This window comes from Anabaena sp. CCY 9402-a (assembly GCF_963920945.1).
GTDB lineage: Bacteria > Cyanobacteriota > Cyanobacteriia > Cyanobacteriales > Nostocaceae > Trichormus > Trichormus minutissimus.
The window spans coordinates 70,750-89,286 of record NZ_CAWUDL010000014.1 but is presented as its reverse complement, the minus strand read 5'-3'; the positions used below and the strand labels follow the sequence as shown (position 1 = coordinate 89,286).

Annotated in this window: 15 protein-coding genes; 9 read left to right on the top strand and 6 right to left on the bottom strand. The window is 41.0% G+C overall.

What is annotated here, in order from left to right:
• Positions 1-151: 151 nt before the first annotated feature.
• On the bottom strand, positions 152-331 hold the full coding sequence (locus ACM0OR_RS07440) for a hypothetical protein (RefSeq protein WP_414575684.1): 180 nt from the start codon (positions 329-331) through the stop codon (positions 152-154).
• Between the two features lie 1,060 nt (positions 332-1,391).
• On the opposite strand from ACM0OR_RS07440, the gene ACM0OR_RS07435 reads away from it, so the two are divergent.
• Positions 1,392-3,392 carry an AMP-dependent synthetase/ligase gene (locus ACM0OR_RS07435; RefSeq protein WP_414575687.1) on the top strand — a complete coding sequence of 667 codons (2,001 nt, stop codon included), beginning with the start codon at positions 1,392-1,394 and terminating at the stop codon, positions 3,390-3,392.
• Between the two features lie 42 nt (positions 3,393-3,434).
• Positions 3,435-3,887 (top strand): YlqD family protein, encoded by a 453-nt coding sequence (locus ACM0OR_RS07430; RefSeq protein ID WP_190698205.1) that lies wholly within the window; start codon positions 3,435-3,437, stop codon positions 3,885-3,887.
• 262 nt (positions 3,888-4,149) lie between these two features.
• Here ACM0OR_RS07430 and ACM0OR_RS07425 read toward each other — a convergent pair whose 3' ends face one another.
• The gene (locus ACM0OR_RS07425) at positions 4,150-4,641 is read right to left on the bottom strand and encodes a hypothetical protein (protein ID WP_414575683.1); all 492 of its coding nucleotides are present in this window, start codon (positions 4,639-4,641) and stop codon (positions 4,150-4,152) included.
• A 409-nt stretch (positions 4,642-5,050) separates the two neighbouring features.
• Here ACM0OR_RS07425 and ACM0OR_RS07420 point away from each other — a divergent pair, with 409 nt between their 5' ends.
• The 7 genes from ACM0OR_RS07420 (at position 5,051) to ACM0OR_RS07390 (ending at position 13,238) form a co-directional block, all read left to right on the top strand.
• Complete coding sequence (locus tag ACM0OR_RS07420; RefSeq protein ID WP_414575682.1) at positions 5,051-6,331, top strand: dihydrolipoamide acetyltransferase family protein; 1,281 nt, start codon at positions 5,051-5,053, stop codon at positions 6,329-6,331.
• A 645-nt stretch (positions 6,332-6,976) separates the two neighbouring features.
• On the top strand, positions 6,977-7,306 hold the full coding sequence (locus ACM0OR_RS07415; RefSeq protein WP_323268223.1) for a hypothetical protein: 330 nt from the start codon (positions 6,977-6,979) through the stop codon (positions 7,304-7,306).
• A gap of 357 nt (positions 7,307-7,663) precedes the next feature.
• On the top strand, positions 7,664-8,731 hold the full coding sequence (locus ACM0OR_RS07410) for a protein kinase domain-containing protein (protein ID WP_414575681.1): 1,068 nt from the start codon (positions 7,664-7,666) through the stop codon (positions 8,729-8,731).
• 356 nt (positions 8,732-9,087) lie between these two features.
• Positions 9,088-11,133 carry a protein kinase domain-containing protein gene (locus ACM0OR_RS07405; RefSeq protein ID WP_414575680.1) on the top strand — a complete coding sequence of 682 codons (2,046 nt, stop codon included), beginning with the start codon at positions 9,088-9,090 and terminating at the stop codon, positions 11,131-11,133.
• Positions 11,134-11,312: 179 nt separating this feature from the next.
• Positions 11,313-11,489: a hypothetical protein gene (locus ACM0OR_RS07400; protein WP_190698249.1), complete on the top strand. Its 177-nt coding sequence runs from the start codon at positions 11,313-11,315 to the stop codon at positions 11,487-11,489.
• Positions 11,479-11,844 (top strand): type II toxin-antitoxin system PemK/MazF family toxin, encoded by a 366-nt coding sequence (locus ACM0OR_RS07395; RefSeq protein ID WP_323268079.1) that lies wholly within the window; start codon positions 11,479-11,481, stop codon positions 11,842-11,844. The genes ACM0OR_RS07400 and ACM0OR_RS07395 overlap by 11 nt, the downstream gene beginning before the upstream one ends.
• A gap of 248 nt (positions 11,845-12,092) precedes the next feature.
• Positions 12,093-13,238, top strand: a complete 1,146-nt coding sequence (locus ACM0OR_RS07390; RefSeq protein ID WP_323268080.1) for a transposase — start codon at positions 12,093-12,095, stop codon at positions 13,236-13,238.
• Positions 13,239-13,311: 73 nt separating this feature from the next.
• Here ACM0OR_RS07390 and ACM0OR_RS07385 read toward each other — a convergent pair whose 3' ends face one another.
• The 4 genes from ACM0OR_RS07385 to ACM0OR_RS07370 all read right to left on the bottom strand — a co-directional run bounded on the left by ACM0OR_RS07385 (position 13,312) and on the right by ACM0OR_RS07370 (position 18,398).
• On the bottom strand, positions 13,312-15,195 hold the full coding sequence (locus tag ACM0OR_RS07385; RefSeq protein WP_414575679.1) for a CHASE2 domain-containing protein: 1,884 nt from the start codon (positions 15,193-15,195) through the stop codon (positions 13,312-13,314).
• 102 nt (positions 15,196-15,297) lie between these two features.
• A complete protein-coding gene (locus ACM0OR_RS07380) occupies positions 15,298-15,975 on the bottom strand; it encodes a response regulator transcription factor (RefSeq protein ID WP_323268082.1) in 678 nt (225 codons plus the stop codon).
• Positions 15,976-16,225: 250 nt separating this feature from the next.
• Positions 16,226-16,885, bottom strand: coding sequence for a hypothetical protein (locus tag ACM0OR_RS07375; RefSeq protein WP_414575677.1), 660 nt, complete (start codon positions 16,883-16,885; stop codon positions 16,226-16,228).
• A 100-nt stretch (positions 16,886-16,985) separates the two neighbouring features.
• Complete coding sequence (locus ACM0OR_RS07370) at positions 16,986-18,398, bottom strand: HlyD family efflux transporter periplasmic adaptor subunit (protein WP_414575676.1); 1,413 nt, start codon at positions 18,396-18,398, stop codon at positions 16,986-16,988.
• Positions 18,399-18,537: the final 139 nt, after the last annotated feature.

The following is an 18,537-nucleotide window of genomic DNA, read 5'->3' as shown; positions in this document are numbered from 1 at the left end:
CTAGCATCCCTAGGTTCTATAGATGATGTTTTTTGTCAATGCGTAAGTCCTAATTTTGTAGCTTTTTTTGAGTATTTGTGGTTTTAAATTTCCATGTGCAAGCATATGCGATCGCCCCCGATGGGGCGCAGACGATAGCTTGCTGCTTTAATTAAGAAACTACATCCACATAACTAGGAATATTCGCCCTAGTATCTTGTGATTCCATCGTAGGCTGTGCTGACACAATATTCTTTATTTTCATAGCCGAAATTACAGACAGCAACTTTGGTAGCCCAAGACAAACAACGGTATTGACAATAGTTAAGAGGATACCATCAATGAAACTCATAGACTTACCCTTGGTTTAAAATTTGTGATCCATCCTTATCTTAGTGTGAATTACAAATTGCATCATTGATCACATATTTTGATTTTCTTCTGCTATCCATAAGTTTAGTCTATGTATATTTTTATTAAGCAAAAGTATTTTTATACCTCCTCTGAAGAAATAACACCAAAATCTATTTTTATCTATATATTGATCTCACTGAATAACTTAAAATATTTGTATATTAAAATCAAAAATACCTTACGAAAAACACTTCATTAGAACTGAGGATAACAGTCTAATTTTGAAGTTTTCGCAAGGTTGCAACAAAAACTAATAATCAAGATTCATCGAATTGATATAAGTACAAATTCGGTCTTAATTGTGCAGAGAAGAGAACCAAAAATAGTCAATCAATTCGGAGAACATTTGGCACAAAAATGTGGGCTGAATTTACAAAACTCCCTACCCGTTAAGGTGTAAGTCGTACAGTAGGGAAAACTAGTCATACCCCTACCTGTTTCTCGCCATTTTACAACCTTGAGTAGTCTGTGATTCTGTTTGCTTTGAGGTGGTGAGAGAATCAATGATAAAAGCTTGGGTAACGCCAAACAGGCTAAAACATTGATCAGAGTTAGTAAGAAAGTGTCTAGTAAACCCATAGGTAATCACCCCCATGCAATAATTAGGTGGCCGCTATTGATATTTGCAGAGTGGATTTAGCAGTCAGAATTTAAGAGTCAGACCTATTACCAAAATCGGGAGATTACTCTACTTAATGAATCTATCAACGATACCAAACACTGATAAATCATAAGTTCCGACTTCTGTGTTCTGAATTCCTACCTAAAAACCATAGATTTTGGTTTATATAAATTTACCTTAGCATAGAGTCATATCATAATCATGTCCGATTGATTACTTTATTGCCGATCTCAACAGGCTTCGTTTTGGTTTAGCTAAGTGTTAAGGTTGCGAAACTGACTACATCGTGAGTGATGTAGATATAGATAAGCGATATTGTAGCGTAATAGCAGAATCAATTTAGACAGAGCCAATTTTGAATTTGAGGTGATATGTGATGATAACCATCCAACCGGGGTCTTCTCTTTTAGCCAATATTAGCAAGCAAGAAAGTCTATCAATACAGCGTTTGGTAGATTATACCAACGTAGAGTCACTGCCAGAAATTTGGCCATTGGCAGCGCAAAAATTTGGTGACATTGTGGCTCTGCACAATCCCCATGCTAAACCAGAGGTAAAAATCACTTATAGCCAGTTAGCAGAAAAAATTCAGCAATTCGCGACTGGTTTACAAGTCTTGGGAGTACAAGTAGGCGATGGCGTTCCGCCCACCGGAGGTGATCGCCTTTCCTTAATTGCAGATAATAGTCCACGTTGGTTCATCGCCGATCAAGGCATACTCACAGCCGGGGGAGTAAACGCGGTGCGGAGTTCCCAGGCTGAACGGGAAGAACTGCTGTATATCGTGGCTAATAGTGGTAGTAAAGCTTTAGTAGTCGAAGATTTAAAGACACTCCAGAAACTCCGCGATCGCCTTAACGATTTACCAATTGAGTTCATTATCTTACTTTCCGATGAAACGCCACCAGCCGAGGAAACTATCAAAATCCTCAACTATAGCCAATTACTAGAACTTGGTACTAACCATACCCTAGTGAAAGTCAAGCAAACCTCAGAAAATCTCGCCACCTTGATTTACACCTCTGGGACTACAGGTAAACCCAAGGGAGTGATGCTTTCTCATGGCAACTTATTGCACCAAGTCAAAACCCTGGGAACAGTAGTACAACCCCAACCAGGGAATATAGTTTTAAGCATTCTTCCCACTTGGCACAGTTACGAACGTAGTGGTGAGTATTTCTTGCTTTCTCAAGGTTGTACGCAGGTTTATACTAATTTACGTTCCGTTAAAAAAGATTTAAAAGACTTCAAACCCCATTACATGATTGCCGTTCCCCGGTTGTGGGAATCGATTCATGAAGGTGTGCAGAAGCAGTTTCGCGAACAACCAGCAAAAAAACAACGCCTCATCTATTCTTTACTAGGTGCGAGTGAGAGATATATTAAAGCCAAGAGAATTGCTCAAGGCTTAAGTTTAGATCATATTCATGTCTCCTCTATGGGACGTTTAGGGGCAAGAATATTAGCATCAGCTTTATTTCCCCTCCACGCCCTAGGAGAACGTTTAGTTTACGCCAAAGTCCGGGAAGCCACAGGAGGACGCATCAAACACGTCATTAGCGGTGGTGGTGCATTACCCCGACATATAGATAACTTTTTTGAAATTGTTGGTGTAGAAATTTTACAAGGTTACGGTTTAACAGAAACTTCCCCCGTTACCAACGCCCGCCGTCCTTGGCACAATTTGCGCGGTTCATCCGGACAACCAATTCCCGGTACAGAAGTTAAGATTGTAGACCCTGAAACTCGCAGACCTTTAGCAGATGGACAACGAGGTTTGGTGTTGTTGCGAGGGCCACAAATCATGCAAGGCTATTACCAAAATCCTGAAGCTACAGCCAAAGTCATTGATGCTGAAGGTTGGTTTGATAGCGGTGACTTAGGCTGGATAACACCATATAATGACCTAGTGCTGACGGGAAGGGCAAAAGATACGATTGTCTTGACCAATGGGGAAAATATCGAGCCGCAACCCATCGAGGATGCTTGCTTGCGATCGCCCTACATTGACCAGATTATGCTAGTTGGACAAGACCAACGCTGTATCGGTGCTTTGATTGTCCCCAACCTAGAAGCTTTGGAAAAATGGGCTGAGGGTCAAAATCTTACCTTAGTTACGCAGGATGATAATTTAACCTCTTCATCCAGTGAAACCATCACCCTGGAGAGTAAAATGATCCAGGATTTATTCCGGCAAGAATTAAATCGGGAAGTGCAGAACCGTCCGGGTTATCGCTCAGATGACCGTGTAGGGCCGTTTAGACTGATTCTAGAGCCGTTTTCGATGGAAAATGGCTTAATGACACAAACGCTGAAAATCCGGCGACACGTTGTCATGGAACGCTACCACGATATGATTGCCGCCATGTTTGCCTAATAATTCCAGACTGCAAAATACAAGAGTGAACGTGAAATTTTTATGACTGATGTCTCCAATCCTAATCTGCTTTTAAAGCGCGTCGTTAACGTCAAAGTTATTGTCACTCCCCTCTGGAAAGAGGAAGTGCAACAACAACTGCAAGCGCAAATCAACCAACTTGATCAGCAATTGCAACAGTTGGACGTTGAAGGACAAAGAGCGATTTCTGCCATTCAAAAGCAAAGTCTCCAGCCACCTGGCCCCCAAACCCTCCAACAAATTGATAATATCCAACAGCAAATCAATCAAAAGAAAACCGAATTCCTAGAGCAGAAAAACCAAATGCTGCAAAATCTCCAACAAGTACAATTGCTGGAGTTGGATCAAGAAGTGAATCAATTCCAAATGGAAGGCTTTTTCCGTGTCGAACGGGGCGATAACTTAATTAGCAAAATGCAAGTTGAAATCGTTCTCCGAGATGGAGTTGTTGAAGAAATTCGTGGCGATCTTTAATTAAAGTTGCGAATTCTCAAATTAAATGTATGATACCCCGCCCCTCGTGGGCGGTCTTTTAATTCAGGACGTTGCCCACGCCCCGCTACCGCTAATAGCACTCCACACACCACACTCATTACTCATTACTCACTACTCACTACTCATTACTCACTACTCACTACTCATTACTCATTACTCACTACTCATTACTCACTACTCATTACTCACTACTCACTACTCATTACTCATTACTCAGCACTCAGCACTCAGCACTCAGCACTCAGCACTCAGCTTGACATTGACTTTTAGAACCCACCCAAACAATTTGCCAAATTGGAGGTGAACTTGATAAGAGCGATCGCCCGAAACGATTCATCTCCACTCGATATTTCATCGCCGTAGATGAATCACCCTGAGACGGTGTTTGAATCACTGTCACTAAAGCTTGATTCGGTTGTGGATAGGTAACTTCTACCTGGCGATCGCTCTTTGTGGGTTGAAAATCATCTAATAAATTCACCGCCAGCTTCGCCGGATCGCTACCTTGTAAGGGAGAATTGACACTTTCTAAAGGTATATTTTCATATTGAGCGCGTTCCGAGTCTTCCACAATCTCTTGAGAATGTTGTACGTCTGACAAGGGCTGTGGTTGAGCATTGATATTATCCACGATTGGTATTGCTGTTTGGTACTGAATCATATAAACACCAGCACCAGCAGTAGCAAAGATACTAAGTATCAAAATCAAGAAGAACTTCAGTTTTACTGACATAAAACTAAATACGCATTGTAAAAAAACTAATGGTCAATTTGGGATTTTCAATTGATGTTTAACAACTAATTACTCCCTATAATCTTCCTTGGGAAAGCTCCTAATTTCTGATAATTGCTGATGAGTGATACAAAAATATATGAAAATTTCATAAAAATTGTGAAAAACTCATGCTAGAAGAGACTGATAGCCAGCAGCAACAATCGATTATTACATGGAAGCAATAGACCTCATTGTCGCTGGGATGTTCCGAGGGGACAGGTGACAGGGAAGATTTGAAGCCAATTCCCAATGCCCAATTCCCGATTTAAAATAGAAAATCTCAACCATAAAACTCTCCAGCTAAGATACAATTCGATCTGGCAAAAGCTGTTAAAGTCCATAAACCCATTGATTCTAGAACCACCATATGAGCATTCACGAAGTATTCATGCCGGCGCTGAGTTCCACTATGACCGAAGGCAAAATTGTCTCCTGGGTAAAATCGCCGGGGGATAAAGTGGAAAAAGGCGAAACAGTGGTGGTTGTTGAGTCAGATAAGGCAGATATGGATGTAGAAACCTTCTATGAAGGGTATCTCGCACATATCGTAGTCCAAGCAGGTGACAGTGCGCCTGTAGGAGCTGCGATCGCTTATGTTGCCGAAACTGAAGCCGAAATCGAAGCTGCCAAATCTATGGGCAATTCCGGCGGTGCAGCAGCTACTCCTACAGCTACACCTCAACTGGTTGCAGCTACAGCCTCAGTGGGAACACCAACTGTAGCATCTCAAAATGGGTCTAACCATCAGGAAGGTAGACTCGTAGCTTCACCAAGAGCGCGTAAGTTAGCCAAAGAATTGAAAGTGGATTTGACTACTCTCAAAGGTAGTGGCCCTTACGGTCGGATTGTCGCCGAGGATGTAGAATCTGTCGTGGGTAGAACTACTGCACCTACTGCTCCCACAACCCCCGCACCAAGCATCACCCCAGTTGCACCACCAGCACCACGAACACCCGCACCAGTAGCAGCCGTTCCTGGTCAAATAACACCATTCAATGCTCTACAAAACGCCGTCATTCGGAATATGGTAGCTAGCCTAGCAGTACCAGAATTCCGTGTTAGTTACACAATCACCACTGATGGGTTAGACAAACTTTACAAACAAATTAAATCCAAAGGCGTAACAATGACAGCGTTACTGGCGAAAGCCGTAGCGGTGACATTACAAAAACACCCACTTTTAAATGCTAGCTATTCTGATCAAGGTGTAGTTTATCATGGCGACATCAATATTGCCGTAGCTGTGGCGATGGATGATGGCGGTTTAATTACACCAGTATTAAAAAATGCCGACCAAGTAGACATTTATTCCCTCTCACGCAGCTGGAAGTCTCTAGTAGAACGCGCCAGAGCCAAACAACTGCAACCCGATGAGTATAACAGTGGTACTTTCACCCTGTCTAACTTGGGAATGTATGGTGTAGATACATTTGATGCCATTTTACCCCCCGGACAAGGTTCAATTTTAGCGATCGGTGCATCTCGTCCCCAAGTTGTAGCTACCCCAGACGGTTTGTTTGGTGTGCGTCAACAAATGCAGGTCAATATTACTTCTGATCACCGTATTATTTATGGTGCTGATGCGGCGGCGTTTTTACAAGACTTGGCTAAGTTGATTGAGACTAACCCTCAATCCTTGACTCTTTAATAAAAAACTTCATCCCATTCTGGGTAGATTTTTGAGGCATTGGGCATGGTAAAGAGTTACCATTGCCCAATCTTTATGCCAAACCCGTAGAGACGCTGCAATGCAACGTCTCTACGGGTTTTATTGTTTCGGCAAATTATCTTAATTCAAAAATTATTAGAACTGAATCCGGAATGTGGGAGGCAAAAACTGGAGTAAAAAACAGAATAAGGAAGAAACAGTCAGTAACCCAGCCCTAAAGGGACTGGACTTGTAAGAGTAATCAAGCAAGCCGTACTGACCCGTCTAAGTCTTAGCTGACTACGTTTTTTGAGTTACGACACCCTGGGATACGCAGCCAGTCCCCTGCTCTGTCGCTTGTGATTAAACAGTTCTAAGGTCACTGGAACAGTGTTGCAAGCCTAACAAGCTCTTAAAACATTGACTAGGCTAACTTTACTCCCGCAAGGGAAGGCTCTATTGAGCAAAAACATTATGCGTACAGGGTGAAAAGTTTGAAACGGTAATTGTCCCGCCCTTAAGTGCAGTACAACAGCACACCAAACAGAGTAACCCCAAGGCGAATATTCAAGGCGGTTAAAACCGTGCGAGTCGTTTTCCTCTCAGCACTAAAGTGACTGAGTTTCCCACTTACCGATTTTTTTTATGATTAATTTATTCTCCAACCCCATCAAACTTGCCACTATCACTCTGATTGCAGGCACTTCATTGTCTTTGACTAGCTTGCCTGCTTCTGCTAATAACACCAGAGTTTATGTCAAAAACTCCTCATGTGTGACTTATAACAATAGCGGAAAAGTTGTTGGAACAGTCAATCGCGGTTACTACCCACTCAACCGAATTTACAAAGGTAGAGATGGCAGAAATTATGCTCGGATTTATGCCGATTTCCGGAGATCAGGGCAAGGTCTAGGATATGTAAATATACCAACTTCTTGCCTTAATCATAATGGCAGATATGTTATCGAATACTAACTAATAGTCTGTTTTCTAACCTAAAAAGCCATAATTAAGCGATCGTGAAAGGTTAGATAATTTAGAACCCCGGTTTATCGAGAAAGCCGGGGTTTTTCGGTCTCATGAATGAGTAAAAATACTGGGATATTTAATCCTCAACAACTAGCTTGATCAAAATCACCAAACTCCCGACCTTCCAAGCATTCATCAGATGATCAGGATAAATTTATAAAAGAAATATTAAATTTTTGATAGTAAATTGGTAGTTATTGTGTAGCAGAAATTATGATTTGGCAAAGAAGCAGTAATGATACTAATATAGATAAAAAATTGTGGTTAGATTAATAACATTACCTGCCAGCCATTGTTTGAGCTATGAATCGTTTTTCTGGGAACATCACAAATCTTCGGGAGTACAGCTTAGAACAAAATCGGCTGGCTCAAATGTGTGGTTCTAAGCAACTATTCCGCGATCGCTATGAAATATTACGTATTTTAGGTAGGGGTGGTTTTGGTATCACTTTTCTCGCACAAGATGCGGTATTACCCGGTAATCCTCTATGTGTGATTAAACAACTTTGTCCGAAGGTAACTAGCACGAAAAGTTGGCAAAATGCGTGTAACCGTTTTGTGCAGGAGGCTAAAACCTTAGCTAAACTTGGTAGCCATTCGCAAATTCCCATGTTGCTAGACTATTTTGAAGGCGACGGGGAACTGTATTTAGTGCAAGAATACATCCAGGGTTGGACTTTAGCGCGAGAAGTCAGGCGTAATGGTACAAAGACAGAAGCTGAAGTAAAACAGTTTTTGCGGGAATTACTGCCAATTTTGCAATATCTCTATCAAAATCAAGTCATTCATCGAGATATTAAACCCCTAAATCTACTGCGCTGTGCGGATGATCAGCGCATAGTCTTGATAGATTTTGGCGCAGTCAAAGAAAACTTGGTTGATGTTGGGAATGATTCACTCAATTCCATCATGAATACTCACTTTGTAGGCACAATGGGGTTTGCACCACCAGAACAATTTTCTCTGCGTCCTGTATATGCTAGTGATATTTATGCCCTAGGGATGACTTGTGTTTACTTGTTAACTGGCAAAGGGCCATTAGAAATGGAAAATCATAGCCAGACTGGTGAAATATGTTGGTATAAATATGTAAATGTGAGTGACAGTTTTGCTCATATCTTAAACAAAATGTTAAAGTTTTCCCTCAATGAACGCTTCCAGAAACCTAGTGATGTTACTAGAGCTTTGAGGGTAGAAAGTGATATGCCAAACTTAAGTAACTGTTTGACTACCCAACCCATCAAAAATACACTTCCAGCAAAAATAGATCCTGCTCAAGAATACCTATCACCTATAGCCAGAACTGCGATTGCTATTCGGGAATGGAGAGCCAAACTAAAAACCAGACAGTCTCAAAGTCAATTATATTGAGGCAGAAAAGTTTGTAGTAAGAACTTTAGTTCTTAGTCAGGACTAAAGCCCTGACTAAGAACGTGCTGACTCATCACCTGCAATTTGGCAAAATACTAGCATCTAGCCTAAACACCTCTAGAACACGACATTTTATTGCGGAATATTATATAATCGAGAGAATAATTAATCAGGTAGAAAGAATCCTGCTTAGGGACTGCCTGTTTGTACTAGCATTTACCAAGATTTACCATATCAATAAAACCCCAATTCCTAACACCATTAGAGTAGAGGCATAGCAGTGCTACGTCTGTACATTCAGGGAAATTACGGGGTTAACTTAACATAATTTTTCATGCAGCCGCACTTATCAGAACATGATCTGCTGCTTAAATCCAGATTGCCTAAATCCTCATAATTCAGATGGAAAAAAGTCTTGTCAAAGTTGTGGTACTCCTTTAGTATCACTGTTAAGAAATCGCTTCCGTGTCATCCGCGTGCTTTCTGATGAGGGAGGATTTGGTAGAACCTATCTATCAGAAGATAAAGATAAATTAAATGAACATTGTGTCATTAAACAATTAGCACCAAAATTTCAAGGAACTTGGTCACAAAAAAAAGCCGTAGAGTTGTTTGCTGAAGAAGCTAAACGATTACAAGAACTAGGAGAACATCCCCAAATTCCCACACTGTTGGCTTATTTTGAACAAGACAACTGCTTGTATTTAGTACAACAGTTTATTAATGGACAGAACTTATTAAAGGAGTTGCAGCAACGCAAAAACTATAGGCCAGGGGAAATTCAAGCCATTCTCTTAGATATACTACCTGTCCTGAAATTTATTCACGATCGCGGTGTAATTCATCGTGACATCAAACCAGAAAATATTATCCGTTGTCGCAGTGATGGGCGATTAAATCTCATTGATTTTGGTTCTTCTAAGCAATTAACCGCCAAAGCCCAGAATTTTGGGACATCGATTGGTTCACATGGTTACTCACCCCTAGAACAAATCCGGGATGGTAAAGCTTATGCAGCTAGTGATTTATTTGCCTTGGGGGCTACCTGCTTTCACCTGTTAACGGGAGTTTCGCCCTTCCAATTGTGGATGGAACACGGCTATGGTTGGGTAACTAATTGGCGGAAATATTTGCACCGTCCTATTCATCCAGAGTTGGATTTTGTGCTGGATAAACTGTTGCAAAAAGACCTCAAAGACCGCTACCAATCAGCCGATGAAGCCCTGCAAGATATCACTCCCAAACAGCAGCTTGCATTACCAGCTGCCGGACAAACATCGGGAAAAATCCCTTCCACCCAAGTACATCAGACACCACGTTTAGGAATCTTACGCGGCTTAATGCGAACTGGTGTGTTAGTGTCGGCTTTAATTCTATTATTTGGGTTTAGTGAATCTTGGTATGACCAATATCGCCGGATTTACAGCAGTTTATCCCCAAAGCTGATTCAGCGTCACAATAATTCCGCACCGGGGAAAGCGTTTTTAGCACAGCCACAAAAAACAACCTTGAGAGAGGTGGCTTTAGCCAACACCCTCCCAGGACATGAAAACGCTGTTTCCTCTGTCGCCGTCAGCCGAGATGGTAAAATCATTGCTAGCAGTGGAGACGATCGCACCATTAAATTATGGAATATCGCCACCAGTGAAGAAATCGCTACTTTAAAAGGACACTCCCGCAAAGTCAATGTAGTAGCCATTAGTCCCGATGGTAAAACCTTGGTGAGTGGTAGTGATGACAACACCGTTAAAATCTGGAATCTGAAAACTCGTCAGGTAATTCACACCTTAGCCGCCCATAGCGACGCAATTCACGCTTTAGCTATCAGTCCCAATAGTAAAACCTTGGTAAGTGGTAGTGATGACAAAACTATCAAAGTCTGGAATCTAGCTAACGGCAGATTAATCACTTCACTCAGAGGTCATAGATTTTGGATACGTTCTGTTGCAATTAGTACCGATAATGTGACTATTGCTAGTGGTAGTTTTGATAAAACCATCAAAATCTGGAATTTACAAGCTGAATCTCTCATCCGCACAATTGCAGGTAGTGGCGAGACAGTGACATCAATTGCCTTTAGTCCTGATGGTAACACCCTCGCCAGTGCTAGCCGCGATCGCACCATCAAAATCTGGAATTTAGACGAAGGTACAAGACTCCGCACTCTCCAAGGTAGTACGGAAACAGTTACGGCTATTGCCTTTAGTCCTGATGGTAACACCCTCGCCAGTGCTAGCCGCGATCGCACCATCAAACTCTGGAACTTAGAAACCGGTGAAGAACTTCGTACCCTCGTTGGGCATGAAAACACAGTTACATCCGTCGTTTTTACACCTGACGGTCAAAGTCTCATTAGTGGTAGTGAAGATAACACTATCAGAGTTTGGCGTGTGGGTAATTAAATACTTAGAGGCGAATTGGAAATCAATAATTTATATTGGTCGCTATTCATAAGGCCGCGCATTGGGCGGCTACGCCGACTTGTAGCAAATGCCGTCTCCCGGTAAGTTTGTGGCTGTACCGGGAGTTCTCTGGCTCTATTCAGATAAAATAGAGATAATATTCGTTGTCAGAATTTGATATGGATGCTTTAGTTCAAGAACTTGACATCAAACTGCGCCAATGGAAACCTGATATTGTTGAACAGGTACGCCAGTGCCTTGTAGAAATCATTGAATTGGCAGACCAAGATGCTCTAGATATTCTTCGCTCTAGAGTAGTTGAACAAGAAGTATTGGATCTGATTGATGAACCCTAAACCTGGTGAAGTATGGCTAGTAGATTTAGGACTTGCAGCTAAGACGCGTCCCATTGTCATTGTGTCTCGTTATGATCCAAATCCACCTCGCGCTTTAATTCTCTACATACCTGTGACGACACAAAATCGAGGGAGTACCTACGAAGTTAAACTGCCCAATGTGTCTTTTCTCCGACAGGGTTCTGTTGCCAATTTACAAGGTTTAGGCTCAATTTCTGCGGCAAGACTAGAGCGCAAATTAGGAGAGTTGTCAGACGAAACGATGCTTGAAATCAAGCAAGCTCTGATTTTTGTATTAGATTTAGCCGGCGGGGTGCAGCAGGATAGTGCGGTTGATCCGGATACCACTTTTTAAAAGTTTTACTACTAAAAGAGCGGAGAACGCACTAAATAATTGCCAGAAATCCTATTATTTCAGAACCTATTATTTTCCCTACTCCCCACTCCCTATTTTCAAGGCAGGTCTAACAACTGATTCATTACCCCATATCCAATCCCCATTACGAGAGTGATGCGTAAAGCCCCCGTGTTTTTAACCGGGGGATATAAGCGAACAGGAGAAATTCATTTGTCCTTATCTTACAGATATTGTAAGATACAGTCATGTCAGAACTAACCTTAACATTAAAACTACCTTTTTATCGACTAAATCAAGTAAAAGCCCTTGAGCTTGAAAGGCTAACTACCATCAATACTCAAGTGGCTAACGACTTGCTTTTAATCGATAAAAAAGAACGTGCTAAGTTGACAAGTTCTGCCTTTCGCCATGTAGAAATAGGTTCAGCTTGGATTAACCAAACTATTCGTAATACAAACGCAAAAACAAAAGTCCAGCGATTTAAGCGAGTTTGGCTAGAAACTAATAATCAAAATTTCGAGATATCTAAGCAAGGCAATTTCTACACCGTTGCTTTCAATTTATTGAGAGGACGGAAAGGGCGAATACCTCTATCTATTCACCAAGGTTCGCATACTGATGTTTTAGATAAAGTGATTTCGGGAGAGGCTAAATTAGGTTCTCTCAAGTTATACAAATCTAAAAAAGGAATTTGGTACGCACTGATTAGTGTGTCAATGCAAGTTGCTGTACCACAATTAGTCAAAGGCTGGATGGGAGTAGACAGAGGACAAACAAATATTGCTGTTGCGGCACTGCCTAATGGTTTTGGTAAGTTTTGGCGGGGCGGACGAGTTAAGGCACTAAGAAGACAGTTTCAACGCACTCGCCGCAAGTTACAACAAGCCAAACAGCTGAAGGAAGTGAAGCGACTAGAGCAACGTGAAAGACGTATCATGACCCATATTAACCATGTGATTTCAAAGCAGTTGGTGCAGTTCGCCAGTGACTTTGGAATGGGGTTGCGGTTTGAAGATTTGTCTGGGTGTCGTCAGACGATGAAGCAGAAACAGAAAACTAAATCTGACGCTGCAAACAACCGCGATACATGGGCGTTCTATCAGCTGGAATTGTTCACTCGATACAAAGCAATTCGTGCGGGTGTACCCGTTGAATCCATACCTGCCCCATACACTAGTAAAACTGACCACCGCAACGGAGTGCTGGGTGTGAGAAATGGGAATTGGTTTAGAGGCTATGACGGGTATAGGTGTAATGCTGATTTTAATGCGGCCAGTAATATAGGTCAGTGGATAGGTTTTTCATGCCCTCTGGGTCTTCAGGAAGCTGTATCTGCAATGGGTACAGTCGATGCAGAGGGTGGGGTCAATGACAGTCCCCTATTAGTGTGAACTGTCCAAGTGAGTGGATTTATCCCTCACTTGGACAACCGCTAGAATCGCCGTCAATTTATTGCGGCGAGTGTCAACTATCCATTCGCCAAGATAATTGACAAATAGTACCATGAGGAGAAAGGGGCGATCGCTGAAATTTTCCTTGCAGTTGTTTTGCTAAATTAATAAACTGTTGCGTTCCCCGGCCTTCTTTAGCAGAATTGACTCCTAAGCCATCGTCAATCACAGCCAAAGTGTACCAGCCGTCCAATGCAGCACAAGTAACTTGCAGGCGGGTTGCACCTGTGGCGTGCTTACCAACATTACACAAAGCTTCTTCTAAAAATCTACAAATTCCACGCTTTTGTTCGATGTTTAAATATCGCTCATCTAAAGGTTCAAAGCTGCGAATTTTAACTCGAATATGTTTAAAACAGGGAAAATTTCGTTCTAAAGTATAACTATAAACTTGATAGAGAATATCGTGCAGAGGTTCTTGTAAATTTAATACCAGATTATTCCCTAAATAAAGACTTGTATCTTTATCTAAGGATTCCTGCTGTAAATAGTCATAAATTCCTCTTAATTCGTAGTTTAATTTTTCTAGTTCCTTTTCTATTTCTGGAAGTAGTTCTTTTGTCGATTTATCTTGACCTCGTAGCAGTTGCAAAACTTTGGCAAGACTTTGCAAAGGGCCATTATGAATTGTTTCAAATGTGCTTTCTATAATAGCTTGACGAATTTTTATTCCTGAACGTAAAGCTTGATCATATTGATATAAAGCTGTGAGTTCCATGCCATTTATAATTAATACCAAAATTGCGGGAATGACTGGTAGCCACCAACCCAAAATTAAGCAGACATAACTAATAAATACCAAAACACAACTAACTAAAATAACAACTATCAAATTGATCAAGGGAGATTTAGTTAGTCTAGCAATAGCAATTCCGCCAAAACCCCAGGCGAAAACCCATACATATTCCCAATGATCATCCCAGGTGTTTAATAGCGGTCTACCATCAAGGACGGAACTAGTAATTTGACTGACAGCATGGGCTTGCATTTCTACTCCATAAACTCGCCCTTTAGCGGGTTGTGTGGATGGAGTGGCCGAAGTGGTAATAAAATCTTTACGACTGGGGGCGGTGATGCCAATAATCACGATGCGATCGCGTATCCATTCTGGGTTGATTTTACCACTTTTGATGTCATTCCCCGATAAAGTGCGAAATCTGGCGCGACCACTACGAAAATTGAGCAATACCTGGACTCCGCCTGCATCTGTGCGGATATATCCCCCAGAATTGGGTAAAAAGCGGGGTAGTTCAGTTTTGTCGAATCGCATAGCAGCGCGATCGCGAATGCCATTTTCTAAGAAAATATTATGATGGGCTAAATAAGCTGATGCTAATCTCACAGACAAGGATAATTTGTAGCCACTAGATGTTGGTGTGCCTAATAAAATTCGTCTTAATTTACCGTCAATATCAGTAATTTGGTCGGCAAAACCAATTTGTTCTGGAGGTAAGTTTGGCGGGGGTGGAATTGGTTCTGGTAAGACTTTTTCGATAGCAATTATGTTTTGATATTGTTGCAAAACGGTTGCTAGTTGACCATCACTAGGTTTAACTGGTAAATCTCGATAAATATCTAAACCAATAACTCTAGGTTGATATGTCTGCAATTTTAATAACAGTGCAGCTAAATCGCGATCGGAAATGAAGGACTCTATTTGATAGTCATTATGACGACGAATATCTTCTTCATTAATTCCTACAATAACAATTCTTTCATCAATAGTTTCTTCTGGACGCACACGCAGAAAATTATCAAATGCTAGCCATTCTAAAGACTGAATTAAACCCAGGTTACGAGCTAATATTACTAGAAAAATGACTACACATCCTGGTAATATTCCCACACGCCACATAGCAATTTCTGCTTTGATAATATTCCAAAGTCCAGGAGGCATAAGTTAATTCTCCAGTCTTTAGTGATAGGTAAAGGGGACAGGGGACAGGGGACAGGGGACAGGGACAAGAAATATTTTTTTGACTTTTGACTTGATTTGTCTCTAATCAATTAACCCTTCTGCCCTAGCCCGCATTTCTGTTTGAATGCGAATATTTTTACCATGATCGGGATAAATATCTAAAGCATCTTGCAGCTTACTCCAGTAATGACGTACCATTCTTTCAGAAATAGACATTCTTTCTGCGATCGCTTTATCTTGTAAGCCTTCATCAAATGCTAAACTTAAGACCTTCAGCCACTCTGGTTTAATTTCTAATCCCGAATGAATACTTTTGATATCTTTCGTGTGAGTTAATCCTTGTAATGCCCAATCAACTCTAGTTATCATTTCTTGAGTAGAAAGACTTTTATCCGCAACAGTAAAACCTCCTTTATGAGTATCAACTTCCGGTTTAATTCTGACTAATGTTCTGATATGTGCGCTTTGTACAACAATATTTAAATCGGGATAATTTTTCATCAATGTTCTGAGGAGTTGCACGCCCGTATCAGGCCGCGCTGTCACTCCCATATTTTTAGGAATAGACAGATCCATAACTACAAGATCAGGCTGTAAAATACTTACTTGTTCTAGTGCATAATAGGCGTTTATAGCTGTGATAATTTCTGCATCTAAATAATTTTTTCGGAGTAATTCTACTGTTCCACTTAAAACAGATTCATGATCATCAATGACTAAAATTTTCAGGAGTGCTTTTTCATTTAATGTTTGTTTCATAATTAACACCCTGCTAACCAATTTTGGATTTACGATTTACGATGGCGTCTCTGTTCGCGGAGCGTCCCGTAGGGAAAGAGTAGCGGACGCAGCGCAGCACATTTTTTGGATTTAACTCAAAAAGAAGGAAATGTAACTATCAAATTTTCGATTTTTGATTTTCAAAATTACCTAGTGAGATTATTCTATCGATGAAATGATTGTGTAGAGAGCATTTCCAGGTGAGATACAAAAAATTTTAGGACAATAATTACCAAAATAAATACCAAACTACTTTGTGATGACTAGTACGATAAAAACATCTACCTGAAGTTAAAAATTGGAAAGTATCACAAAGATAATCTAATTCTGGTAAGCTTGTATGGCAAACAAATGTAGTGATATCAGGATAGCTAATCTGTACGTTTAACTGCCCCATATTTTTTTGCTGCTTTAAACTAATACAAATTGTAATTTGAGTTAAAATATGGGGTAGAGTGATTGTCAGTAATTCCTCTAAAGTTGATAAGACAATCAAACTATTTGATGCTTGTTCATGTCGCCAATAAACTGGTAAATCAAGATGAAAATATAGATGTGGATTAATTTCTAGCCAGGGTTCTATTAAGCACTCAATAGCCAATGGAAAACTATCTTGTAGAGATTCAGGAAATAAGCGGTTGCTTAATTGTACTAAAGAATTGTGAAAATTATCAATTTGTCTAAGATATTCCTGAGTTTTGTTGCTGGATAAATTTAAATTATCCGTCGTTAACACATCTAAATTGCGACGAATTGTAAAGGCTTCTTGCAATAAATCATCCCGAATTTTCTCAGCTTCGAGAAAAAGCTTTATTGACTGTCTAGAAGACCACCATTGCAATGCTTGTTGAATTCTCTGATAAGATGGCAGAAATTTAACAAGGGTCATAGCTTATAGGGTACTGGGGACTGGGGACAGGTTATAGGTGAGAGGGGACTGGGGACTGGGGACTGGGGACTGGGGACGAAAACTAATGTCTTATGCCGATTTATAAATCAGTAACTAATCTGGCTTTTCTGAGTATGAATTGTAATGCTGTTTCTTGTTGAGAAATGATGTTGGCGTTGGCATTCATACCTGATTGGATGTAACATTGCCGATCGCCATTGCCAAATTTGAGATTTTCTGGTTGAATTGTTGCCTCAAAATAGCCCCCTGTCGGGGTTACAGCATTACTTGCACTGGTACTGGTATCATTGCGCTGTGGTGCGATCGCATCTGGAGAAATGGCACTGACTACAGCCTGGAGAGTTCCATAATCAGGGTAGGGACAAGCATCAACGCGCAGTTGTACTTTCTGCCCTACGTCTACTTTTTTAATGTCTGCGGTGGGAATCATGGCTTTGATTACTAAAGGAGTATTTTGGGGAACAATCTCTGCAATTGGTTCACTCGCGCGTACTACTTGGCCAGGGTTGCGTAAATTTAACTTGAGAATTACACCATCGCTAGTGGCGCGAATAATACTGCTTTGTAATTGTCTTGCTACTTGTTGCAGTTCTTTTTGATATTGGTTGAATTGGGCTTGCATTTCTACTCTACGCTGCTGGAGAGCTTGTTTTTCTTTATTTAGCGTAGCCATACTAGCCTCACCTCTAGCACGTTCCTGGGCGATGCGTTCCGTGGCGATCGCTATTGTTGCGTTACTGGGGTTCACCGCCGCTTTTGCGGATTGCAATTGGGCTTGGGCAATTTCGACACTTTGTTTTTCGGCTGCTAGTAAGGCTTTAGTCTGTTCTACAACAAGTTTTTTCTGTTCATATTCCCGCCTACCAATCGCACCTATTTCCGTTAACTGCTGGTAGCGATCGCGATCTACTTCAGCAAATTCTAAATCAGCTTGGGCTTTTTGCAAGTTGGCTTGGGCTTTTTGCAAACCCGCTTCAGCAGCCAGAGATTCACTATAAGTAGTAATTTGTCGTTCTTGGTAATCTCGTTGGTTACGCGTTAAATCTGCTTGGGCGGATGCAATTGTACGTTCAATTAACCTAGCTTCAGCGAGTATTTGAGTATCTAGAGTGCTGATTTGGGCATCAATTTGGATGAGTTGTAATTTACCCTGTTGAATATTGCTTTGTAATAGACTTTGTTTGATTTGTAATTGATCTGTATCCAAACGCGCGATCGCATCACCCCGCTTAACAATTTGATTTTCCGTCACCAGCACACTCTCAACCGTCCCCTCCATTTCCGGTTGTACTAGGCGCACATCACCCACAGGCCTAACAGTAGCAGCAGTTCGGACAACGACATCATATTTAATCCAAGCCGAAAGTGCGATCGCTGTCCCAACAGTTCCTACCAATAAAATTCCTACTAAAGATGTCCAAATGCTAACAGGAGGTAAAAAATCATCTTCTTGGGGTGCTGTCAGTATTTTTTGATTCTGAATATACAGCATATTTCACCTATAGTAATCTGCTTTGATTATTGAAATTATTTACGTAGGTAGGAATTAGGGATAAATCAATTCAAAATTAAAGAAAACCTGGGGAATGTGAAAGATATTTGTTATTGGCTAAAGTAATTACGTAAAGCCT